20 protein-coding genes are annotated in these 23,181 nt (G+C 68.5%); 9 read left to right on the forward strand and 11 right to left on the reverse strand.

Going from position 1 to position 23,181, the window contains the following annotated elements; all coding sequences use genetic code 11:
• Positions 1-20: 20 nt before the first annotated feature.
• Entirely contained in the window at positions 21-2,201 is a 2,181-nt protein-coding gene (locus tag AC07WC_RS11210) for a primosomal protein N' (protein ID WP_495210148.1), read from the reverse strand.
• A 437-nt stretch (positions 2,202-2,638) separates the two neighbouring features.
• Between AC07WC_RS11210 and AC07WC_RS11215 the strand changes: the two genes are divergently transcribed.
• From AC07WC_RS11215 to sppA, 4 genes are all read left to right on the forward strand, one after another.
• Complete coding sequence (locus AC07WC_RS11215; RefSeq protein WP_495210057.1) at positions 2,639-3,640, forward strand: hypothetical protein; 1,002 nt, start codon at positions 2,639-2,641, stop codon at positions 3,638-3,640.
• Complete coding sequence (locus AC07WC_RS11220; RefSeq protein WP_495210058.1) at positions 3,633-4,196, forward strand: DUF3106 domain-containing protein; 564 nt, start codon at positions 3,633-3,635, stop codon at positions 4,194-4,196. The genes AC07WC_RS11215 and AC07WC_RS11220 overlap by 8 nt, the downstream gene beginning before the upstream one ends.
• 121 nt (positions 4,197-4,317) lie before the next feature.
• Positions 4,318-5,682: an MATE family efflux transporter gene (locus tag AC07WC_RS11225; RefSeq protein ID WP_495210059.1), complete on the forward strand. Its 1,365-nt coding sequence runs from the start codon at positions 4,318-4,320 to the stop codon at positions 5,680-5,682.
• Between the two features lie 75 nt (positions 5,683-5,757).
• Positions 5,758-7,665: a signal peptide peptidase SppA gene (gene sppA, locus AC07WC_RS11230; protein ID WP_495210060.1), complete on the forward strand. Its 1,908-nt coding sequence runs from the start codon at positions 5,758-5,760 to the stop codon at positions 7,663-7,665.
• A 73-nt stretch (positions 7,666-7,738) separates the two neighbouring features.
• On the opposite strand, the gene AC07WC_RS11235 is transcribed toward sppA, so the two are convergent.
• Positions 7,739-7,975: a hypothetical protein gene (locus AC07WC_RS11235; RefSeq protein ID WP_495210061.1), complete on the reverse strand. Its 237-nt coding sequence runs from the start codon at positions 7,973-7,975 to the stop codon at positions 7,739-7,741.
• 154 nt (positions 7,976-8,129) lie between these two features.
• Between AC07WC_RS11235 and AC07WC_RS11240 the strand changes: the two genes are divergently transcribed.
• Complete coding sequence (locus AC07WC_RS11240) at positions 8,130-8,906, forward strand: SDR family oxidoreductase (RefSeq protein WP_495210062.1); 777 nt, start codon at positions 8,130-8,132, stop codon at positions 8,904-8,906.
• Between the two features lie 25 nt (positions 8,907-8,931).
• On the opposite strand, the gene AC07WC_RS11245 is transcribed toward AC07WC_RS11240, so the two are convergent.
• The 9 genes from AC07WC_RS11245 to AC07WC_RS11285 form a co-directional block, all read right to left on the reverse strand.
• On the reverse strand, positions 8,932-9,552 hold the full coding sequence (locus tag AC07WC_RS11245; RefSeq protein ID WP_495210063.1) for a DUF4124 domain-containing protein: 621 nt from the start codon (positions 9,550-9,552) through the stop codon (positions 8,932-8,934).
• 64 nt (positions 9,553-9,616) lie between these two features.
• Positions 9,617-10,423 (reverse strand): DUF4124 domain-containing protein, encoded by an 807-nt coding sequence (locus AC07WC_RS11250; protein ID WP_495210064.1) that lies wholly within the window; start codon positions 10,421-10,423, stop codon positions 9,617-9,619.
• 43 nt (positions 10,424-10,466) lie between these two features.
• A complete protein-coding gene (gene tsaC, locus AC07WC_RS11255; RefSeq protein ID WP_495210065.1) occupies positions 10,467-11,027 on the reverse strand; it encodes an L-threonylcarbamoyladenylate synthase type 1 TsaC in 561 nt (186 codons plus the stop codon).
• Between the two features lie 64 nt (positions 11,028-11,091).
• On the reverse strand, positions 11,092-13,599 hold the full coding sequence (locus tag AC07WC_RS11260; protein WP_495210066.1) for a DNA topoisomerase I: 2,508 nt from the start codon (positions 13,597-13,599) through the stop codon (positions 11,092-11,094).
• A gap of 194 nt (positions 13,600-13,793) precedes the next feature.
• Complete coding sequence (locus AC07WC_RS11265) at positions 13,794-14,711, reverse strand: RDD family protein (RefSeq protein WP_495210067.1); 918 nt, start codon at positions 14,709-14,711, stop codon at positions 13,794-13,796.
• Positions 14,712-14,756: 45 nt separating this feature from the next.
• A complete protein-coding gene (locus AC07WC_RS11270; protein ID WP_495210068.1) occupies positions 14,757-15,500 on the reverse strand; it encodes a GYF domain-containing protein in 744 nt (247 codons plus the stop codon).
• 38 nt (positions 15,501-15,538) lie between these two features.
• Positions 15,539-16,012 (reverse strand): DUF494 family protein, encoded by a 474-nt coding sequence (locus tag AC07WC_RS11275; protein ID WP_019183583.1) that lies wholly within the window; start codon positions 16,010-16,012, stop codon positions 15,539-15,541.
• A 42-nt stretch (positions 16,013-16,054) separates the two neighbouring features.
• The gene (gene dprA, locus AC07WC_RS11280; protein ID WP_495210069.1) at positions 16,055-17,194 is read right to left on the reverse strand and encodes a DNA-processing protein DprA; all 1,140 of its coding nucleotides are present in this window, start codon (positions 17,192-17,194) and stop codon (positions 16,055-16,057) included.
• 74 nt (positions 17,195-17,268) lie between these two features.
• The gene (locus AC07WC_RS11285; RefSeq protein ID WP_495210070.1) at positions 17,269-18,399 is read right to left on the reverse strand and encodes a LysM peptidoglycan-binding domain-containing protein; all 1,131 of its coding nucleotides are present in this window, start codon (positions 18,397-18,399) and stop codon (positions 17,269-17,271) included.
• Positions 18,400-18,525: 126 nt separating this feature from the next.
• Here AC07WC_RS11285 and def point away from each other — a divergent pair, with 126 nt between their 5' ends.
• From def to AC07WC_RS11305, 4 genes are all read left to right on the forward strand, one after another.
• Positions 18,526-19,038: a peptide deformylase gene (gene def / locus AC07WC_RS11290; protein WP_121040274.1), complete on the forward strand. Its 513-nt coding sequence runs from the start codon at positions 18,526-18,528 to the stop codon at positions 19,036-19,038.
• Between the two features lie 99 nt (positions 19,039-19,137).
• Entirely contained in the window at positions 19,138-20,061 is a 924-nt protein-coding gene (fmt, locus tag AC07WC_RS11295; protein WP_495210071.1) for a methionyl-tRNA formyltransferase, read from the forward strand.
• A gap of 1 nt (position 20,062) precedes the next feature.
• Positions 20,063-21,406 (forward strand): 16S rRNA (cytosine(967)-C(5))-methyltransferase RsmB, encoded by a 1,344-nt coding sequence (gene rsmB / locus AC07WC_RS11300; protein WP_495210072.1) that lies wholly within the window; start codon positions 20,063-20,065, stop codon positions 21,404-21,406.
• A gap of 26 nt (positions 21,407-21,432) precedes the next feature.
• Positions 21,433-23,154 (forward strand): ArnT family glycosyltransferase, encoded by a 1,722-nt coding sequence (locus AC07WC_RS11305; RefSeq protein ID WP_495210073.1) that lies wholly within the window; start codon positions 21,433-21,435, stop codon positions 23,152-23,154.
• Positions 23,155-23,181 lie beyond the last annotated feature (27 nt).

Raw genomic sequence — 23,181 nt, forward strand, 5'->3', positions numbered from 1 at the left:
CGGTCGGCACACCCGCGCGCCTAGTAGAGATCCATCGGATCCACATCCAGCGACCAGCGCACCCTGCGCGCCTGCGGCAGTCCGGAAATCTGCGGCGTCACCTGGTCCAGCACGCCATGCAGCGGGCGCCGTGCCGGTGAGGAAAGTAACAACTGGGTGCGCTGGTAGCCCGCGCGGCGCGGCATCGGCGCCGGCATCGGACCGTACCGCTCCACTGCCGCATCGTCGGGAATCAACGCGCGCACCGCGCTCAGCATCGCGTTGGCATGCTCCACCTGCTGCGCTTCGGCGCGCAGCAGGGCCAGGTGTGCGAATGGCGGGAAACCGGCCGCCTCGCGCTGTTGCAGTTCGGCCTCGGCAAAGGCGTGGTAGCCGCCGTTGACCAGGGTTTCCAGCAGCGGATGGCCGGGGTGGTGGGTCTGCAACCAGACCTCGCCGGCATCCACCGCACGCCCGGCGCGGCCGGCGACCTGGATCAGCTGCTGCGCGAGTTTTTCACTGGCCCGGAAGTCGGCCGAGAACAGGCCTTCGTCGATGCCGACCACCACCACCAGGGTCAACTTCGGCAGGTCGTGTCCCTTGGCCAGGATCTGCGTGCCGACCAGGATGCCCGCGCGATCGCCGAGCGAGGCCAACTGGGTTTCCAGCGCATCGCGTTTGCCGGTGGTGCCGCGGTCGATGCGGATCACCGGGAAGTCCGGAAAGGCCTCGACCAGATGTTCTTCCAGCCGTTCCGTCCCGATGCCCTGAGGCTGCAGCGCGAGGCTGCCGCAATCCGGGCATGCCAGCGGCGCGGACTGGCGTGCGCCGCAGTGATGGCACTGCAGTCGACGGCCGCCGGCATGCACGGTCATCGGCGCATCGCAGCGCTGGCACGGCGCGGTCCAGCCACAGTCATGGCAGAGCAGCACCGGCGCATAGCCGCGGCGGTTCTTGAATACCAGCACCTGGTGGCCGGCCTGCAGGTGCTGGGTGATGCCTGCCAGTACCTCCGGCGAGAGCCCATCGCGCAGCGGCCGTTTGCGCACGTCGAGCACGCGCACCACCGGGGGGCGCGCCGCGCCCGCGCGCTGCTTCAGGCGCAGGTGGGCATAGCGTCCGGCTCGCGCGTTGTGCAGGGATTCCAGCGAGGGCGTGGCACTGCCGAGCACCACCGCCACATCCAGTGCCTTGGCACGCACCAGCGCGAAATCGCGTGCGTGGTAGCGGATGCCATCCTGTTGCTTGTAGCTGCCGTCGTGCTCTTCGTCGATCACGATCAGGCCCGCATTCGGCAGCGGCGTGAACACCGCCGAACGCGTGCCGACAATGACCTGCGCTTCGCCGCGGGCGGCGGCCGCCCACACGCGGGCGCGCTCGTTGTCGTTCAAGCCCGAGTGCAGCACGTGCACCGGAATGCCGAGGCGGTTGCGGAAGCGCGACAGCGTCTGCGGGGTCAGGCCGATCTCCGGCACCAGCACCAGCGCCTGCTTGCCACGCGCCAGGCAGGCCACGATCGCCTGCAGGTAGACCTCGGTCTTGCCGCTGCCGGTCACGCCATCGAGCAGGTAGGCGGCAAAGCCGTTGGCGGCGGTGATCGCGGCGATCGCCTCGGCCTGTTCGGCATTGGGCGCGGGGCCGGCCGCGGGCGAGGCCACGGCCGGCGAATGGGCCAAGGCGATCCGTTCGACCAGCCCGCGCTTGGCCAGCGCGCGCGCGGCGCTGCGCCAGTCATCCATCAACGTGTCCAGGCGGTCTTCGTCCAGCACGCCCGCGGCAAGGTACTCGGCCAGGCGTTGCGGGCGGGTGCCGCTGCGCAGCTTGGGCTGCGGGTTGCGTCCAGCGTCCGTCACCCGCCAGCCCCATTGATGGGTATCCGGTATCGCCTCACCGCGCCGCAGCGGGCCGGGCAGGGCGGTACTGATCACTTCACCCAGCGCCGCATGGGTGTAGCGCGCCAGCCACTGCAGCGAGCGCCACAGCTCACCGGTCACCAGTGGGGTGGTGTCGATCCACTCGATCGCGGCGCGCAGGGTGCCCGGGTCCTCCACCTGGCCGATCCCGGCCACCACCCCGACCAGTTCGCGGGAGCCGAACGGCACCCGGACCCGTTGCCCGGTCATCTCCGGATCCGGGGCCGGCCCGGGCGGCGGGGCGTAGTCGAACAGTTGCGGCAGCGGCACCGGCAGGGCGACGCGCAGGGTCGAAGACGAGGAGGTCATCGAGCCAGTGTAGCGGGGTGGGTGGACCCGGATCACGCTCATTCACCGTCTCAAAGCGGTACGCGCCGAATCATAAATCCCACCTAAATATCCGTCTTGATTGGAGATTCGGGCTTATCCACATCTTCTGTGGATAAGTCTGTGTGCCACTCCATATGTGACCGCCTCGCGTCAGGAACTTCCGACGTTCTTCTCAGGTTGGTGAAAAAATAGCCAAGAAATAATAGATAGAAAAAACAACAAGATAGCTGTGAAACAAAGTTGAAACAGACTTGACGCGGGGCTCACGCTTGGTTCCACCCCGGTTTTTCGTGGTGCTGTGCACAACCTTTTGCCCCGGAAGGCTTTGCGGACCGTGGCCACTCAGGGGAAATGAACATCCGCGCTCCGCAACAGTGACGCAATCGCTATCATTTCCACACAATGATGGAGTTGCTATGACGGCTGCGCCCGCCCCTGTTTCCTCTACCGCAGCCGGCGCGCTGTCGGCGTTTCTTCGTGGCGTTGAACGCCGGGCCCTGGTCGTGGCCGAGTTGCAGTGCGGCGACCCGACCGTGGCCGAGCAGGCCCTGGTCGCGGTGATGCGCGCCTTTGCCGGGATCGCCAGTGACCTGCCCATGGCCCAATGGCCGCAGCGGTTCTGGTCGCTGCTGGTGCACCGCGCGCCGCTGCACGAGCCGGACGCCGGTCGCTGGCCCGCGCCGATGGAGCATCTGGCCGGGCTGGCCCCGCCGGCGCGGCTGGCGTTCCTGCTGCGGATCGGTGGTGGGCTGGATGAGGCCGCCGCCGCAAAGATCCTGGATCTGCCGATGGCCGACTACCAGCACGCCCTGGCCGACGCCTGCCCGCGCGATGCCCACGGCAATCCCGATGCCGCCGGCTGGCGCGCCCTGGCCGAGCAGGTCCAGCTGCGCATCCGGGACCTGCCCGCGAGCCGTCTGCAGCGCCTGCAGCAGCCCGTGGCGGCCCCGGCCAGCCAACCCGATGCCGCCTCCTGGCGCACCCCGGTCAAGTCCGATGCCCCCACCCAGCGCCGGGCGGTCAAGCGCCAGCGCGGCCGTCGTTTCCCGTGGAAAGGCGTGCTGATCGTAGCCGTGACCGTCGGCGTGCTGCTGGGAGGGGCGGTCTGGTGGAAACACGCGCGTCAGGCCGGCGAGCCCCAGATGGACACCCCGGAAGGCGCGGTCGCCGACGCCGGCCCGGTGAAGGTCGAAGCGCTGCCGGCGGACGATCTGCCGTCGGTGGCCCCGAGCACCTCGCCCTACGCCGCCAGCGACGCGGCGATGCTGGCCGACCCGGATCTTCCGACCGCCCGCGATGCCGATCTGTATGCCTGGTTCGCGGCCGGCGGTCCGGTGCCGGTCGATGAATCACAGGGGCAGCCTAGCCGCCCCGAACCTGTTACCGCCGTGCTGGAGATGGCCGCCGCCGATGAGTAAGCCTGCCTTCCTGCTGATCGCCCTGGGACTGTCGAGTGTGGTTGCCGCCGCTCCGGACCGGGTCGAGGTTCCGTTGGCCGTACCGGCGCCGTCCAGTGCCACTGCACCGGCAATCCCGGCCACGCCCGCCGCGCTGGACCCGGCGCAGCTGCGCGAGCTGCGCAGCCGCTATGCGGCCTGGCAGGCCATGAGCGAGAGCGAACGTGCCCGCGTACGTGCCGCGGCGACGCGCGTGGCGGCGCTGCCCCCCGCCCAGCAGCAGGCGCTGCGCCAGCGCTTCGCCGAGCAGGACCAGCGCTTCCGCGATGGCTGGCTGCTTGGTCCGCAGCTCGGCCATGAGTTCACCAAGCTGCAGGGTCTGTTCGGTTACCTGCCGGGCGAGCAGCGCGCCACCGCCCTGGCGGTACTGCGCCAGCTCACGCCTTCCCAGCTCACCCAGCTGACCCTGGTCGCCCAGCGCACCCCGCCACAGGACCGCGACCGCGTGCGCGCCGAGTTCCTGGGGGGCGCTCCCACCGCTCGCGACAGTTGGCTGCGCCAGAACGTCGGGCACTGACGGGTTCCGTCACCGTTTACCTGAAAGCGCGGCTTTTCCACCGCCGCGCGCGTAAGATAGCGGGCCGCAACCCGGTGCCTGTGCCCTCCGCGCGCGACCGCAGTTGCCGTCTGTGACTCCCATGTCTACCGCTTCCTCCACGCCGCGCCTCTCCCGGGAAGTGCGCGCCACCGGTCTGCTCGCGCTGCCGCTGGTTCTGGGCCACGTCTCCACCGGCCTGATCTCCTTCGTCGACAACGTGATCGCCGGTCACCACGGCACCCACACGCTCGCCGCCGTCACCATCGGCACGGCATTGTTGTGGCTGCCGATGCTGATTCCGATCGGCACCCTGATCTCGCTGACTGCTTCGGTGTCGCAGCTGCACGGCGCCGGCCGCGAGCGCGAGATCGGCCCGTTGTTCCGCCAGGCGCTGTGGCTGGCACTGGGGCTGGGCCTGATCATGTTCACCTTCCTCACGGTCGTGCCGCCGCTGCTGCCAGCGTTCGGCATCGCGCCGGACATCGTGCCGGGCGCGACTGCGTTCCTGCATGCGGTGCGCTGGGGTGGCCCCGCGCTGACGCTGTACTTCTGCATGCGCTACCTCAGCGAAGGCATGCACTGGACGCTGCCGACGATGCTGCTCGGCTTCGGCGGCCTGCTGGTGCTGGCGCCGCTGGGCTATGTGCTGTGCTACGGCAAGCTTGGTTTTCCCGAGCTGGGCGCCGAAGGCCTGGGCATGGCCTCGGCGATCATGATGTGGCTGCAGGCGCTGTGCTTTGCCGGTTACCTGTGGAAGACCAGGCGCTTCGCCCACCTGCAGCTGTTCTCGCATTTCGAAGCGCCGCGCTGGTCGGCGAACTGGGACCTGCTGCGGACCGGCCTGCCGATCGGCATCACCGTGCTGATGGAGGGCGGGCTGTTCATCGTCACCGCGCTGCTGATCGGCCGCCTCGGTGCCACCGAAGCGGCCTCGCACCAGATTGCGATCAACGTCGCGCAGCTGTGCTTCATGATCCCGATGGGCGTGGCCGAGGCCACCACGGTGCGGGTCGGCCACGCCGTCGGCAGCGGCAACGGACTGGGCGTGCGCCGTGCGGCGATCGCCGGGCTGGTGATCATCCTGGGCACGCAGACGCTGTCGGCGCTGGTCCTGCTGTTCGGCCATGACGCCATCGTCGGCGTCTACACGGCCGACATGGGCGTGGCCGCGCTCGCTTCGACCCTGCTGCTGTACGCGGCGGCGTTCCAGTTCCCGGATGGCATCCAGGTGCTCTCGGCCGGCGCATTGCGCGGGCTGAAGGACACCCGCGTGCCGATGTTCATCGCCATGTTTTCGTACTGGGGCCTGGGCATGCCGCTCGGCGCCGGATTGGGACTGGGGCTGGGCATGGGCCCGCAGGGCATGTGGCTGGGCCTGATCCTGGGCCTGACCGCGGCCGCGATCCTGATGGCCTGGCGCCTGCGCGTGAGCAGCGCCCGCGCCGGTCTCCCTTCGACACCCTGACTTGTGTCCGATGCCGGCGCGCCCGGCAACGGCTATTCTGGCACTACGGCAAGAAGCCACTCTGGAGTTACCCCCATGAACCAACCCGCGCGTCGCAATCCCGTCGCCAGCTTCTTCATCGGGCTGTGGGATGTGATGAACTTTACCCGCCGGCTGATCCTCAACCTGGTGTTCTTCGGCCTGCTGTTCCTGATCCTGATCCTGTTCATCGTCGCGATGGGCAAGAGCGCGACCTCCAGCAAGTCGCTGCAGGACCGCACGACCCTGGTGATCGCACCGGAAGGCCGGCTGGTCGAACAGTTCAGCGCCGATCCGGTCAGCCGCGCGCTGGGCAAGGCGGTCGGCGACAAGGGCGCTGATGAGATCCAGCTGCGCGATCTGATCCGCGCGCTGGAGGCGGCCAAGACCGACAAGAAGATCGAACGCGTGGTGCTGGAGCTGGACAAGCTGCAGCCGAGCGGCTTCGCCTCGATGCGCGAGGTGACCGTCGCGCTGCAGGAGCTGCGTGCCGCCGGTAAACAGGTGGTGGCCTTCAGCGAGAACATGAGCCAGTCGCAGTACCTGCTCGCTTCGCAGGCCGATGAGGTCTACCTGGACCCGATGGGTGGCGTGGTGCTCGAGGGCCTGGGCCGCTACCGCCAGTACTTCCGCACCGGCCTGCAGGACAAGCTGGGCGTGGACGTGCACCTGTTCAAGGTGGGCGAATACAAGTCGGCGGCCGAGCCGTACGTGCTCGACGCCGCGTCGCCGCAGGCCAAGGAAGCCGACCTGTTCTGGATGAACGATGTGTGGCAGCGCTACCTGGCCGACATCGCCAAGGCGCGCAAGCTCGATCCGGCACAGCTGGCCGCCGGCATCGACACCATGCCCGAAGGGATCGCCGCCGCCGGTGGCGATCTGGCCAAGTTCGCCCTGCAGCAGAAGCTGGTGGACGGTCTGAAGACCCGCGAGGAAGTGGACACGCTGCTGACCGAACGCGGGATCGCCGACGATGACGCCGACGGTGGCTACCGCAACGTCAACCTCGACGCCTACCTGAGCGTGCTCGACAGCCGTCGTTCGCCGGTGGATTCGCGTCCGCAGGTGGCCGTGATCGTGGCGTCCGGTGAAATCTCCGGCGGCGATCTGCCGGCCGGCCGCATCGGTGGCGAGTCGACCTCGGCGCTGCTGCGCGAAGCGCGCGACGACAAGGACGTGAAGGCCGTGGTGTTGCGGGTCAGCTCGCCGGGCGGCGAAGTGTTCGCCTCCGAGCAGATCCGCCGCGAAGTGGTCGCGCTGAAGGAAGCCGGCAAGCCGGTCGTGGTGTCGATGGGTGACCTGGCCGCCTCGGGTGGTTACTGGATCAGCATGAATGCCGATCGCATCTACGCCGACCCGTCCACCATCACCGGCTCGATCGGCATCTTCGGCATGATCCCGAACGTGGCCCGCTCGCTGGACAAGATCGGCGTGCATACCGATGGCGTGGGCACCACCCGCTTCGCCGGTGCCTTCGACATCACCCGCCCGATGGACCCGGCCGTGGGCCAGGTGATCCAGTCGGTGATCAACAAGGGCTACGCCGATTTCACCGGCAAGGTCGCCGCCGCGCGCAACAAGCCGGTCGAAGCGGTCGATGAAGTCGCCCGCGGTCGCGTGTGGAGCGGTGCACAAGCCAAGGAACGCGGCCTCGTCGACGACTTCGGTGGCCTGAACGCCGCCGTGGCCGATGCCGCCAGCCGTGCCAAGCTCGGTGAGGCCGGCAAGTTCCGCGTGCGCTACATCGAGAAGGCAGCAACCCCGTTCGCGCAGTTCCTCAGCGGCTTCGCCAGCAGCCATGCCGGTGCCTGGATGCTGGGCGAATCGGGCATGGCCCGTCTGATGCTGGCCCGTTCGATGCCGGAGCTGGACACCCAGCTGCGCTTCGTCGAAGAGGCCGCGCGTGACCCGCGTAACAATGCCGCGCCGGTCAAGACGCTGGTGTACTGCTTCTGCGGGCTGTAAGCGGCCTCAGCGGTGCTGTGTGACACCCGAACGCCCGGCCTGCGCCGGGCGTTCGGCTATCCGGCCGACGGCCTCACGGGCTGGGCGGTGGCGTATCACCGCTGGCGCGGTCGGCGTCGGCGGCGCGGGCATCGGCGGACTGCTGCAGGGTGTCGCTGACCGACCTGGCGCGGTCGATCGGCTTCTGGATCGCATCGCGCAGTTCAGCCGCCTGCGGTTCCGGCGGTGTGTCCGGTGCCGGAGGCACCGGGCGGTTGCAGGCGCTCAGCGCGATCAGCGCGAGCAGCGGCAGGGCAATACGGATCGTCATGGCAACCTCCCTCGTTGAACCGGTGGCGGAGGACCAGTGTCCCACCGCCTCGCGCATCGCGCGTGATGGCGGCCGGCGTGCCGGCCATCGCGCGCTATCCTATCCGGGCTGCACCGTGGGTGCCGCATCCCATGGATCACCGCAGGAGAAGCACGTGAGCGCGCAACGTTGGCGACTGGATGGACAGACCGCATTGATCACCGGCGCGAGTGCCGGCATCGGCTTGGCGATCGCGCGCGAACTGCTGGGCTTCGGTGCGGACCTGCTGATCGTCGGCCGTGACGCCGATGCGCTGGAGATGGCGCGCGATGAGTTGGCCGATGCCTTCCCGGACCGTGAGATCCACGGCCTGGCCGCCGACGTGGCCGACGACGAAGACCGCCGTGAAATCCTGGACTGGGTCGAAGACCACAGCGACGGCCTGCACCTGCTGATCAACAATGCGGGCGGCAACATCAGCAAGCCGGCCACCGAATACACCGAAGATGAGTGGCGCGGGATCTTCGAGACCAATCTGTTCTCGGCGTTCGAGCTGTCGCGCTACGCGCATCCGCTGCTGGCGCGGCATGCGGCGTCGGCGATCGTCAACGTCGGCAGCGTGTCCGGCCTGACCCATGTGCGCAGTGGAGCGGTGTACGGCATGACCAAGGCCGCGATGCACCAGATGACCCGCAACCTGGCCGTGGAATGGGCCGAGGACGGTATCCGCGTCAATGCCGTCGCGCCGTGGTACATCCGCACCCGCCGCACCTCCGGGCCCTTGTCCGATCCGGATTACTACGAGCAGGTGATCGACCGCACGCCGATGCGCCGCATCGGCGAGCCGGAGGAAGTGGCGGCGGCGGTGGGCTTCCTGTGCCTGCCGGCCTCCAGCTATGTCACCGGTGAATGCATCGCGGTGGATGGTGGGTTCCTGCGCTACGGGTTCTGAGCCGGCCAGCGCCCCGCAGTGGGGATCACGGCACCGGGCAGTCGCTCTCGGCCAGCACCGCTTCCAGGCGCGCGCGCTCGGCGGTGGCGGCGGTCTGATTCTCCGGCGCGGCGAAACGCTCGCGGCCGCGCGCGTCGCGGAACCGCTGCTGCCAGCTGCTGCAGCGTTGTTCCGCCGTCACGGGCTCGCAGGCATCGCGTACCACTTCGCAGCTGGCCGCGTTGCTCGGCGCCTGGCTGCCGCCCAGGCCGGTAAGGGCCAGTGATTCGCAGCGCGACGGGGAGGGTTCCCGTTCGTGCAGGTAGCGACCGCCATCGGCGGAGACGCACTGATAGATGTCCGGCAGCGGCGGCCGGGGCGGGCCAGCGGCGTCGTCCGGCACCGTCGAGGCGTCCGGGCGCAGTGCCGCACTGTCGAGCAGGCCGCTGTCTTCGTCGCCGTCCTGCGGCAGTGGCGGCATGCTATGTCCGGTGGTGGGCGCGGACGGAGCTGCCTCGACCACGGCCGGGGTACGCACGGGCGCGCTGATCCGTTGGATGCGCTGTTCGCTGCCGGCGGGGCAGGCCACACTCTGGATGGTGAGGTTGCCGCCCGCATCGGTGCAGCGGTAGAACATCGCTTCGTCCGCGACAGCGGACAGGGACACAGACACAGGCAACAGGAGCAGCAGGAACCGTGGCTTCATCGCATCAGTGTAGAGCGCGGTGCGCTCAGTGGCCGCCGCAATCCTGGTCCAGGCGCGCATCGATCCCGCGCTGCTCGCGGGTCAAGGCATCGCGCTCACCCTGCAGGGCACTGTTGTAGCGGCGGATCAGGTCCCAACGCCGGTCCTTGAGGCGCGAGCAGACTTCCTGCGCGGGCAGCGCATGGCACTCGTCGCGGACCAGCACGCTGCCAGCCGGCACCACCACACTGGTGCCCAGGCCGGGATGCGGATAACCGCCGCCCTGCCAATGCGAGCTGCCGCCGCCGATGCTGACGCTGCCGCCGACCCGTGAGCCGCCGCCGGTGACCGACACCGCGCCACCGCTGCCGGTCACCGAACCGCTGCCCATCGGCGCGATCGGTGGCAGCGGCCGCGAGGGCGGGTAGCCGCCCTGGGGCGGCCGGGTTCCGGGCGGATAGGGCAGATACGCAGTGGTCCAGATCGGTACCCAGCGTGGATTGCCCTCGCTGCTGTCGCTGACGTAGGTGTCGCCGTCACTGGTGGTGCACTCGTACATGGGCTGCGGTGGCTGCACGTGCACGTAGCGCACCTCGCGCTCGGGCGTGCGCGGCGGCGCGGGCATCGGGTCGGGGGTGCGGTCGCTGCGCACCACCTGCGGGGCAGGATCGCGCGGCCGCTGCAGGTCGCGGACTTCCTGACGGCCTGTGCGGCACGGTGCGTCCTGCAATGAGACGGCGCCGTTGCTGCCGACGCACCGATAGACGCGCACGTTGTCGCTCTGCGCCGCGGCGGGCAGGACCGGGCTCAGCAGCGCAAGCAGGGACAACCACAGGGCAGGGCGCAGGGTCATGCGCCCAGTGTGCGGGTTTGCCTGCCCGCGCGCAAAAGGCGGCTCAGCTGCGCAGGACCTGGCCGCTGAGGGCATCGCGGATCGGGGTGGGTTGTGCCAGGCCGCCGGTCTGGCCATCGATCAGGCCATCGAGCAGCGTCAGCAGGCGCGGGTCCAGTTCGGCACGCGTGCGGGCCGGCGGCTCGCCGGCGAGGTTGGCACTGGTGGAGACCAGCGGTCCGCCCCAGGCACGGCAGAGCGCGGCGACCAGCGGATGGGCACTGACCCGGACTGCGATGCCGCTGTGTTCACCGGTGATCCAGCGCGGTGCGCGGGCGCCGGCGGGCAGGATCCAGGTATTGGCGCCGGGCCAGCTGGCCAGCACTGCGCGCTGGCGATCCGGCGGCAAGGCGTCCATCCGCACCCAGCCGTCCAGCTGGGCCGGATCGGCGGCGACCAGGATCATGCCCTTCTCCACCGGCCGCTGTTTGAGCCGCAGCAGCTTCATCACCGCAGCCTCGTGCGCGGGGTCGCAGCCCAGGCCCCAGACCGCTTCGGTGGGATAGCCGATCACCCCGCCAGCGCGCAGCGCAGGCAGGGCGGTGTCCACAGTGAGTTCGTTCATGACAGGCAGGCCGGATGCATGGCCCGCATTATCCTCCCGCCGTGGCGGGAGGGGTCAACCAGGCTCAGCTGGCGGCGACCTTCTTGACGGCCTTCTTCACGGCTTTCTTGGCGACCTTCTTGGTCGCCTTCTTCGTCGTGGCCTTCTTGGCGACCTTCTTCACCGCGGCCTTCTTGGTGGCGGTCTTCTTGGTCGCGTCGCCCGCAGCGGCTTTCTTGGCCGGTGCCTTCTTGGCCACGACCTTCTTGGCGGCCTTCTTGCCGAAGCCCTTGCGCACCGGCTTGCCGGTCTCTTCCATCAGCTGCTGCACTTCAGCCAGGGTCAGCGACGCCGGTTCGCGATCCTTGGGGATCTTGCCATTCATCTTGCCGTCGCTGATGTACGGGCCGAAACGGCCGTTCAGCACCTGGATGTCGCTGCCCTCGAATTCCTTGATGATCCGGTTGCGCGCGATCTCTTCCTTCTCTTCGATCAGGAACACGGCGCGCGCCAGGTCGATGGTGTACGGGTCGTCTTCCTTCTTCAGCGAGGCATAGGTGCTGCCACGCTTGGCGAACGGGCCGAAGCGACCGATGCCGACGCTGACGTCTTCATCCTTGTCCTGGCCGAGCGCGCGCGGCATCAGGAACAGCTCCAGCGCGTCCTCCAGAGAGATGGTGTGCATCGACTGACCGGGGCGCAGCGAGGCGAACTTGGGCTTGTCCTCGGCATCCTCGGCGGTGCTGCCGATCGCCGCGTACGGCCCGAAACGGCCCAGGCGAACGCTGACCGGCTTGCCGGTCTTGGGGTCGGTGCCGAGCTCGCGCGCGCCACTGGCCTCGGCGCGGTCGACCGATTCGTTCTTTTCACCGACCAGCTTGTGGAAGGGTTCCCAGAACCGCGCCATCAGCGGAATCCAGTCTTCCTCGCCACGCGACACCGCATCGAGCTCATCTTCAAGCTTGGCGGTGAAGTCGTAATCCACATACTGGGTGAAGTGGCTGGACAGGAACTTGGAGACCGCGCGGCCCACATCGGACGGGCGGAAGCTGCGGCCTTCCATCTCCACGTATTTGCGGAACAGCAGGGTCTGGATGATCGAGGCATAGGTCGAGGGACGGCCGATGCCGTACTCCTCGAGCGCCTTGACCAGCGCCGCTTCGGTGAAGCGTGGCGGCGGCTGGGTGAAGTGCTGTTCGGCCAGGATGCGCTCGAGCGGCACGCGGTCACCGGGCTTCATCGCCGGCAGCTTGCGGCCTTCATCGTCGTCCTCGGCACTCTTGTTGTCCTTGCCTTCCTCGTAGACGGCCAGGAAGCCGGGCACGACCACGGTGGTGCCACTGGCGCGGAACACGTGCTCGCTGCCGGCCGACAAGTCCACGCTGACGGTGTTGAGCGTGGCCGGGATCATCTGGCAGGCGACGGCGCGCTTCCAGATCAGCTCGTACAGCTTGCGCTCGTCGTCGGTGAGGAAGCGCGCCACCTGGGCCGGGGTACGCAGCGCCGAGGTCGGCCGCACGGCTTCGTGGGCTTCCTGCGCGTTCTTGGATTTGGTCTGGTAGGTGTTCGGCTGGTCCGGCAGCGAGGCAATGCCGAAGTCGCGGGCGATCACGTCGCGGATCTCGGCCAGCGCATCCTGCGAGAGGTTCACCGAGTCGGTACGCATGTACGAGATCAGGCCGACGGTACCTTCTTCTTCACCGATCGCCACGCCTTCGTACAGCTTCTGCGCGACCTGCATGGTCTTGCGCGTGGTGAAGCCGAGCTTGCGCGAGGCTTCCTGCTGCAGGGTGGAGGTGGTGAACGGCGGGGCCGGGCGGCGCTTGCGCTCCTTGCTGACCACGTCGGTGACGTGCAGGGCGCCCTGGGCGGCCTGCTGGATGCGCATGCGCGCGGCCTCGGCGGTGTCGCCGTCGGTCACGGTGAACTGTTCGAACTTCTGGCCGTCCAGTTTGATCAGGCGCGCGTTGAAGTGCTGCGAGGGATGCGCGCACAGCGCATCGATGCTCCAGTACTCGCGGGCGATGAAGGCTTCGATCTCTTCTTCGCGTTCGACGATCATGCGCAGCGCCGGGCTCTGTACGCGGCCGGCGGACAGGCCGCGCTGGACCTTGCGCCACAGCACCGGGGACAGGTTGAAGCCGACCAGGTAGTCCAGCGCACGGCGTGCCTGCTGCGCATCGACCAGGTCACCGGCGATCTCGCGCGGGTGGCCCATCGCTTCCTTGATGGCGCGCGGGGTGATCTCGGTGAAGACCACGCGCTGCATCGGCTTGTCCTTGACCAGCCCGCGTTCCTTCAGGATCTCGGCGATGTGCCAGCTGATGGCTTCACCCTCGCGATCCGGATCGGTCGCCAGGAAGATGTCGTCGGCGCCCTTGGCGGCCTTGACGATGGCATCGACGTGCTTTTCGTTCTTCTCGATGAGGTCGTAGCGCATCGCGAAGTTGTTGTCGGGGTCGACCGCACCTTCCTTGGGCACCAGGTCGCGCACATGCCCATACGAGGCCAGGACGGTGAAGTCCTTGCCGAGGTATTTGTTGATCGTCTTGGCCTTGGCGGGCGATTCGACGATGAGCAGGTGCTTGGGCATGGCGTCAGGATTCTATGGGCAGGGCCCCGGGGAGGGCCGCTAGGGTGGAGCAAATGGCCGCATTAGTGAAGCGGCGCGGGCGATATACATAAACCGAACGCCCGGGGGTGGGCCGGGCGTTCAGCTTTCTGCCTATTAGTGGAATCACGCCGGGCCGGCTCATGTCAAGCGGCCCGGTGTGAGGATTGCCCGGATCAGGACATCGACGCGATCACGCCGATCATGGCGATCATCACGCCGAACAGGGCCACCACGGCCAGGGCGGCGAGCACCAGGATCACGATGGTGACCGTGCCCAGGCCTCGCTGCTGCAGCTCGGGATGGTCGGTAAAGGCCCACTTGTCCACCACCAGGGTGTCGCACATCATGTCGTGCAGCGCCTGCTTGCGCTCGGTGAAGGCGGCCATGATGAAACCGATCATCAGGATCAGGCTGCTGACGATGGTGGCCAGGTAGCGGCAGAACGCCCGCAGGAAGCTGATCCGTTCGCCGTTGCCGCGCACCACCTTGATCCCGACCGCCATCTTGCCCAGCGTGGCCCCACCACGCGAGGCGTGGAAGCCGGCGTAGTAGCCGATGCTGATCACCATGCTGAGCAGCATCACCACCAGGGTCAGCGCGACCTGCACGCCTTCGTTGCCCGAGCTGGCGCCCATCACGTTGATGATCATGCTCAGCGGCAGGGTAACCACGGTGAGCAGGACGTAATCGATGAAGTAGGCGGCGTAGCGCTTCCAGAAACCGGCATAGACCACGTCCTGGCCATTGACCACGGCGGCGTTGGCGTAGCCCGTGGGCGCGGCAGGCGCGGCAGGCGCGGAATAGGGCGAATGGGTGCCGCCGCCGGTGCCGGGCAGTGGCGCGGTACCGTTGTCGATGGCGGTGTAATCCCCGCGCAGGTCGATGCCGCTGCCGAGGTTGCTGCTCGCCGCTGCCAGGTTCTGCAGCTGCAGTTCATCGACCGCCTCGGACAAGGGCGCCCACTGCGCGAACCCTTCGCGCCACACCAGCGTGGCCAGGGTGATGTCACCGCGCTGGAAGCGCTGGCGCATGTCGTCTGCGCTCAGCGGTCCCTGACGTTCCTGGCCATCGGCGAAATACCACTCAGTCATTGCTTCAATCCCCTGTTGGGTGCATCCATGGACGTGTGTCCGTTATCAGCCGCGGCATTCCAGCGGCAGGTAGGTGTCATCGGGCTCACCGCTGCATTCCCAGACGTCGGCGCCGTTGAAGTCCAGCCACAACAGCTTGCCGTCCAGCGCGGCACTGCCGGGCACGGTGAGCTGGGCTTCCACGCCGCAGTGGCCGTTGTTGAACCGGCCGATCCGCACGCTGCTGATCGCGCCGTCGGCGTAGCGCTCGGCTGGCTGGAAGCCTTCGTCGTCGTTGACCGGGCAGCGGCCTTGTTCGCGGTGGAACCCGGCCACCGCGACCTTGATCGGCGCCAGCGTGACCAGTGCTTCGCTGGCCTTGGAGCGGGCCACATACTCTTGGTAGGCGGGCAGCGCGATCGCGGCGAGCACCGCACCGACGATCAACACCAGCACCACGATCACCGCCGCCACGATGCCCACGATCGCGCAACCGCTCAGACCCTTGCGGGGTGGCGGAACAACGGGATTGGCGGGGGGCACGGGGGCGACGGGTGCGGCCGGCGCAGCGGGCAGTGCCGGTGGCATGGCGGGATCGGGCACTGGCGCTGCCGCCGGCTCGGCGGCGGGCGCGATGTCCAGGCCGATCTCGGCGGCTACGGATGCCAGCGGTTGCCACTGGGCCATGCCGTCGCGCCAGACCAGCGTATCCAGCGCGATGCGGCTGGAGCGGTAGAGCGCGATCAGTTCGTCAGCAGGCAGCGGGCCGCGCTGCTGACTGTTTCCTTCTGCAAAGAACCACTGGTCCACGGGCCCGCTCCTGAATGCGCAAGGCGCTCAGTGTAAGGTCAGTGAAGCGGTTCCGGTTCGTCCACGAACATCTGGGTTTCCATCCAGGCATACGCGGCCTCGGCCCCGGGCTGGTTGAACAGCACCATCAGCACGACCCACTTGAGGTCGTCCAGGTCCAGTTCGTCCTGGTCCAGTGCCATCGCGCGGTCCAGCACCAGCTCGCGCTGGCTGGCGTCGAGAATCCCGTGCTGCTCCAGGAACATCAGGAAGCCGCGGCTCTCCACATCGAGCTTGTCCAGCTCCGGGCCATGGAAAATCCGCACCGGGCCATTGACGCGGCCCAGCACCACGGCCGGGCGCTGCTCGGCGAGCGCGTCCAGCCAATCGAAGGCTTTGTTGATCTCGGTGGGGCTGAAGCCGGCCTGGATCAGACCGTTCTGGAGGGAGTCGCGGTCGCGGATGAGGTCCGCGTCTTCGCTGAAATAGTGTTCGAACAGGTACAGCAGGACATCCAGAATGCTCTCTTTCATTGCCCCTCGGCCTGCGTCAACGACGCTGTGGAGGTGAAGAAACTAGGGTTTTCGACAGTAGCGACCATGGGCGGCCATTACCTTTCCATCCAGTTCCATGACCAGCAGCATGGCCGACAGCTGGGCCGCCGTCAATCCGCTGCGCTGGATCAATGAATCCATACCCGTTGGGTCGTGATCCAGGGCTTTCCACAAGCACTGGTAGTCCGGGTCGGTGTAGGAAGGGGCGCACCCAGGCGCCGGTCGTGCCTGTTCAGTGGGGGCGTCCAGCCGGGTTCGCAAGGCCCCGGCCAGGGTCTGGGCCAGGGCCGCCAGGCTGGCGGTCACCTCGGCCGGCTCCTCCACCAGGGCCGCGCCCTGCCGGATCAGCCGGTGACAGCCGCGGGCCCGTGGGTTGCGGATCGAACCGGGCAGGGCAAACACCTCGCGCCCGGCCTCGGCGGCGCAGCGCGCGGTGATCAGGGCGCCCGAGCGCTGCGCCGCCTCGATCACCAGGGTGCCGAGGCTGAGCCCGGCGATGATCCGGTTGCGTGCCGGAAAGTGGGCCTGGACCGCCGGCATCCCGGGCGGGTACTCGCTGACCACCGCCCCGATCGCGGCAATCCGTGCATGCAGGGCTGCGTGGTGGGTCGGATAGGTCTGGTCCAGCCCGGTGGCGACCACCGCCACGGTCATTCCGGCACTGACCTGCAAGGCGCCGTCGTGGGCCTGGGCGTCGACGCCGGTGGCCAGGCCGCTGACGACCGACCAGCCCGCCGCGGCCAGGGCCGTGGCGAAGGCGCGCGCGTGCTCGCGGCCAGCCGGGCTCGGCGAGCGGCTGCCGACCACCGCCACTGCGGGGTGCCAGAGCCGCGCGGGGTCCCCCTCCACGAACAAGGCCAGCGGCGGTTCATCGATCTGGGCCAGCAGGGCCGGGTAGTCAGGATCGGCCAGGCCGAGCAGGTGATGGCGGGGAGCCGCCAGCCACGCCAGCGCATGTGCCAGGTAGCCGGCATCCGGGAGTGCCAGCCGGGCCCGTTGCGCCGGGGTGCAGCCGGCCGCGCGCCAGGCGCTTGGGCCGGCCCGCAAAGCGGCCGCGGCGTCCGGAAACTGGCGCAGCAGGCGCAACCGCGGTGGCAGGGCTCCGCCAGCGAGGACAACGGTGAGCAGGGCCGTGGCGGAGGCAGGGCAGGCAATGGGCATCCCGCTACCTTGGGACGCAGACGACGACGGCGCCCTAGGGCGCCGTCGGAGGGCAGGGTAGGACTCTGCCGCGCTTACTGCTTATCGGGATGCAGTGCCGAATAGCCGACCTTGACCGGCTTGATCCCTTCCATCACCAGCGCGTAGCTGACGTTCTCGAAGGTGCGGAACACCATCGCGTGGGCAGCGTACTCGTCCGGCAGGGTGACCCGGCCGGCGCCGCTGGTCAACGAATCGTCCATCCGCGACGAGTTCGGATACTCCATGCGGTGGGCGACGTGACGGCCCTGGCGCCACAGCGAGAACACCGTGCCGTTGTCGACCCCGTTGGCACTGCCGGCGGAGATCGCGATCACATCGCGCGGACCGCCCGCGGTGAAGGTATCGGCCACGGCCAGCACGCGGACGTCCAGATCGGCGATCTGTGGCGCCGGCACATGCGGAATGAACTGCAGGTCGTAGGGGCGGGCCTCGACCGGGACCAAGCGGTCGCCGGCGCGGACTTCACGGCCGTCGACCTGGCCCTGCAGCACCAGCGAGGTCACCTCGACATTGCCGCTCTGCACACGGCTCACCGTGCCCACGTTGATCTGGGCCAGTTCGTAGCCCAGCGTCTGGTGGCGCTTGCTCGGCACGACGAAGATTTTCCAGACGTTGCCACTGCCCGGCGTGGTCTCGCCGCGGGCGTTCAGGTCTTCGGTCGGCTTGGGCAGGGCGTACTGCACGGTCGGGCGGACCACGGCGTAGCGCTGGCCCACCTTGGCGTTCTCCAGGCCCCGCACGTAGGCGGTCTGGCCGGTGGTGGCACGCAGGCGGTTGTCTTCCAGATTGACCACATAAGGCAGCGACTTGACCTCGTCGACCACGCTCAGCTGCTTCAGGAAGGGCTCGACCTGCTCCAGCGGGACGCCGTTGATCGGGGCCTCCTGGCGCGGGCCGGGCTGGGCCACGACGCGGTCCAGATAGGCCAGGCTCAGCACGTCACCCGGGTAGATCAGGTGCGGATTCTTGACCTGCGGGTTGGCCTGCCAGATCTCCGGCCACAGCCAGGGCTTCTGCAGGAAGCGCGCCGAGATGTCCCACAGCGTGTCCCCCTTGCGCACGACATAGGTATCCGGGTGCCCGCCATTCATTTCCACGGCGGTAGCATAGGTAGCGACGGTCAGCATCGCCACGGCGACGACCGTACGAGTTCGTTCAAACATAGATGTGGTGCCTGATTCCCCAACAGGTTCGCGCACTATAGTCCAGAAACCGGGGCGCGGGGCAAGCGTTGGCGATAGAATCGCCCTGTACGCCGCTTCGACCGGCGCCCCCTACCGGTATTTGCCATGGCCCTCCTGCCCATTCTCGAATTTCCCGATCCGCGCCTGCGTACCAAGGCTGCGTTGATCGATGCCGCCGACGTGACCACGCCGGCGTTCCAGACCCTGATCGACGACATGTTCCACACCATGTACGACGCCCCGGGCATCGGCCTGGCCGCCAGCCAGGTCGACGTGCACAAGCGCTTCATGGTGATCGACGTCAGTGAGGAGAAGGACACCCCGATGGTGTTCATCAATCCTGAGATCGTCGCCAACGAAGGTGGCCAGGTCTACCAGGAAGGTTGCCTGTCGGTGCCGGGCATCTTTGCCGATGTCACCCGCGCCAACCAGATCACCGTGCGTTACCTGGACCGCCACGGCGTCGCCCAGGAACTGACCACCGACGGCGTGCTTGCCGTGTGCGTGCAGCACGAGATGGACCACCTGGACGGCAAGCTGTTCATCGACTACCTCTCGCCGCTCAAGCGCGAGATGGTGCGCAAGAAGCTGGCCAAGCAGCGCAAGCACGTTGCCTGAGGTGAGGGCAGAGACCGCCGCGCGGATCGACCGCGCGACGGGTCCTGTTGCGCGGCGCCGGACACCGGCGCCGTTTTACTTTCTGTTAGTGGGGTCGCCATGAAGATTGTCTTTGCCGGTACGCCGGAGTTCGCCGTGTCCTCGCTGCGTGCCGCCGCCCGCCACCATGAAGTGGTCGCGGTGTACACGCAGCCCGATCGCCCCGCCGGCCGTGGCCGCGGGCTGGCACCGTCGCCGGTCAAGCTCGAAGCGATCGCACGCGGCATCCCGGTGTTCCAGCCGGAAAGCCTGAAGACCCCCGAAGCCCAGCAGCAGCTGCGCGATCTGGCCCCGGACCTGATGGTGGTGGTGGCCTATGGGCTGATCCTGCCCAAGGCAGTGCTGACCATTCCGACCCACGGCTGCTGGAATGTCCACGCTTCGCTGCTGCCGCGCTGGCGCGGCGCCGCGCCGATCCAGCGCGCGATCCAGGCGGGCGATGCGGAGACCGGCGTGTGCCTGATGCAGATGGAAGCCGGACTGGATACCGGCCCGGTGCTGCTCAAGCAGCACATCGCCATCCAGGCCAACGATACCGGTGGCCAGCTGCACGACCGTCTGGCCGAACTGGGTGCGCAGGTGCTGTCCGATGGCCTGGGCCTGCTGCGTGCCGGCATCAAGCCGATCGCGCAGCCGCAGCCCGAGGCTGGGGTCACCTACGCGCACAAGCTGGACAAGGCCGAAGCCCGGCTGGACTGGGCGCAGGACGCCCACGCACTGGCCCGCACCGTGCGCGCGTTCAATCCGTGGCCGATCGCCGAAGCGTTGCTGGCCGGCGAACGTGTGCGCATCCATGGCGCGATCGCGCTCGATGACAACCAGGGCAAGGCCCCGGGCACCTTGCTGGCGGCCTCGCGCGAGGGCATCGACATCGCCTGCGGCCAGGGCGCGCTGCGCCTGCGCGTGTTGCAGCGTGAGGGCGGCAAGGCGATCACCGCCGCCGATTACCTCAACGCCCGTCGCGACCTCGGCCTGGGTGCCTGAGATGACCCATCCGCGTCCCGGCAAAACCGCAGGCCCGTACACCGCCCATAACGCCCCCGGCGTGCCCACCCGCGTGCTGGCCGCGCGCGTGCTGGCGCAGGTGCTCGGCCGTGGCCGCTCGCTCAAGGCCGAGCTGGCCACGGCCTTGCCGACCCTGGACGACAGCCGCGACCGCGCGCTGCTCGAGGCGCTGTGCTTTGCGGTGCTGCGTCGGCGCGCCGCCTACGACGCAGCGCTGGCACAGTGGATGCCACGGCCGCTGAGCGTGCGCGAGGACGAGCTGCGTGCGCTGCTGCTGGTCGGCTTCGCCCAGCTCGATGCGCTGGAACTGCCGGCGCACGCCGCGCTGTCGGCCACGGTGGACGCCGCGCGTGCGATGGGCCGCGACCGCCAGGCCGGCATGGTCAATGCGCTGCTGCGCCGTGCCCAGCGCGAGGGCATCCCGCCGCTGCCGGCGCGCGAGGCCTTCCCGCTGTGGTTGGCCGAGAAGACCGAACAGGATTGGCCGGACGAGGCCGAGGCCGTGTTCAGCGCCAGCCTGCAGGCCGCGCCGCTGTGGTTGCGGGTCAACCGCCAGCACGGCAGCCGCGAGGCGATGCTGCAGCAGCTGGCCGCCGCCGGCATCGCCGCAGAAGCCTCTGCCCTCGGTGCCGATGCGATCTGCCTGCCGGTGCCGGTCGCGGTCTCCGCATTGCCCGGCTTCGCCGATGGCGCCCTGTCGGTACAGGATCTGTCCGCCCAGCAGGTCGCCGATGCCCTGGCGCCGCGGCCGGGCGCGCGCGTGCTCGATGCCTGCGCTGCACCAGGTGGCAAGTCGGCGCATCTGCTGGAACGCGATCCGACCCTGCAGCTGCTGGCGTTGGACATCGATCCGCGCCGGCTCAAGCGCATCAGCGAAACCTTCGTGCGTACCGGCGTCGGCCAGAACGCGAAGGTGCTGGCGGGTGATGCGACCGATCCGGCGAGCTGGTGGGACGGGCAGCTGTTCGACGCCATCCTGCTGGATGCGCCCTGCTCGGCCACCGGCATCATCCGCCGCCAGCCGGACGTGCTGGTGCATCGGCGGCCGACCGATATCGACGCACTGACTGCCCTGCAGGCGCGCCTGCTGGATGCGTGCTGGACGATGCTGGCCCCGGGTGGCACGTTGCTGTATGCGACATGCTCGATCCTGCGCGATGAAAACCAGTTCCAGGTCGAAGCGTTCCTGCAGCGCACCCGCGGTGCCGGCTTCCTGCCGCTGGGCGAGGTGCATGGTCATGATTCCTGGGCCGGGCGCCAGCGCCTGCCCGGTGAGGACGGTGCTGACGGTTTCTTCTATGCGCGTCTGCTAAAGAAGGGCTGATCCGAACCCGGCTAGAATCCCGCCCCATGCTTAAAAACCGCGCATCCCGAGAGTTCTGGCTGCTTGCCCTGATGGCCCTGCTCGTCCTGGGGGCCGGCCTGGGCATGCGTGATCCATGGCCATCCGACGAGCCCCGCTTCGCGCTGGTCGCCAAGCAGATGGTGGAAAGCGGGGACTGGTTGTTCCCGCACCGCGGCACCGAGCTGTATTCGGACAAGCCGCCGATGCTGATGTGGTCGCAGGCCGCGCTGTATTCGCTGATCGGCGATTGGCGCGTGGCGTTCCTGCTGCCCTCGCTGCTGGCCGCGTTGGGTACCCTGGCCTGTGTCTACGACCTTGGGCGCCGCCTGTGGACGCGGCGGGTCGGGCTGTATGCCGCGTGGGCGCTGCTGTTCGCGCTGCACTTCACCTTCCAGTCCAAGAAGGCGCAGATCGACCCGCTGGTGGTGTTCTTCATCACCCTGGCCAACTACGGCCTGTTGCGGCATCTGCTCAGTGGCCCGGCGTGGCGTTGGTGGTGGCTGGGCTGGTTCGCGGCCGGGCTGGGCGTGATCACCAAGGGCGTGGGCGTGATCGCGCTGCTGATGATCGTGCCGGCGGCAGTGGCCTCCGTACTGGGCTGGCCGCGGGTGAAGCTGCACAGCCGCGACGGGCGCTTCTGGCTCGGGCCACTGGCCTTCCTGCTGGCGATCGCGCTGTGGCTGGTGCCGATGGTGGTGACCGCGCTGAGCAGTGGTTCGGCCGAGTACCGCGCCTACCTGGACGATATCCTGTTCCGGCAGACCGCCAAGCGGTATGCCCAGTCGTGGGACCACCACCAGCCGTGGTGGTACTTCCTGGGGACGATGCCCTCGATGTGGATCCCGGCCTTCCTGGCGATTCCGTGGGCGCTCCCGGCCTGGCGCCGGCGCCTGCAGCGCCGCGATCCGCGCTACCTGATGTCCCTGGTCTGGTGCCTGCTGATCGTGCTGTTCTTCTCGATCCCCAACGGCAAGCGTGACGTTTACATCCTGCCGGCACTGCCGATGTTCTGTCTGGCGCTGGCCCCGCTGCTGCCGGGGTTGCTGCGCAAGCGGGCCTTCCAGTGGCTGCTGGGGGGCTTCGTGGCCCTGCTGGCCGCCGGCCTGCTCGGCATCGGCGTCTCGATGCTGGTCGGGCAGCCGGGCTTCGAGCGTAAATTGATCCTCGACCGCGGCATCGACACGGCAGTGACATCCGGCCTGGGCTGGGTCGCGGTCGCGCTGGGCTGCTGGGCCGTGCTGACCCTGTGCATCGCCGGCGCGCGCCGCGTCCATCTGGCGGTGGTGGCGACACTGACCATGGCCTGGGTGGCGTTCGGCCTGATCGGCTATCCGTTGTTCAACGACTCCAGCTCTGCACGCGGGCTGATGCAGCAGGTCGGCCAGCGCATCGGCCCGGAGGCCGAGCTGGGCCTGGTCGCCTGGAAAGAACAGAATCTGCTGATGGCCGACCGTGATGCGGCGACATTCGGTTTCAATCGCCGCTGGGATCGGCAGCTCGCTGACGGGGTCGCCTGGCAGGCCGAACGTCCGGCGCAGCGGTGGCTGCTGGTGCAGGAGGATGCGCTGCTGGCCTGCGTGGACCGCACCACCGCCGAGCTGGCCGGGGTCGCCAACCGCCGCCGTTGGTGGTTGGTAAGGCCCGGTGATGTCCATGGCCCCTGCGTGGCCAGCGCCGAGGAGCAGGAGCGCGAACGCGCGCTGCACAGGATCGACGGCGATGAGTGAATTCTGCAATGCTGGCCGCCTCCTCGG

The organism is Stenotrophomonas sp. GW821-FHT01H02A (genome assembly GCF_059422145.1).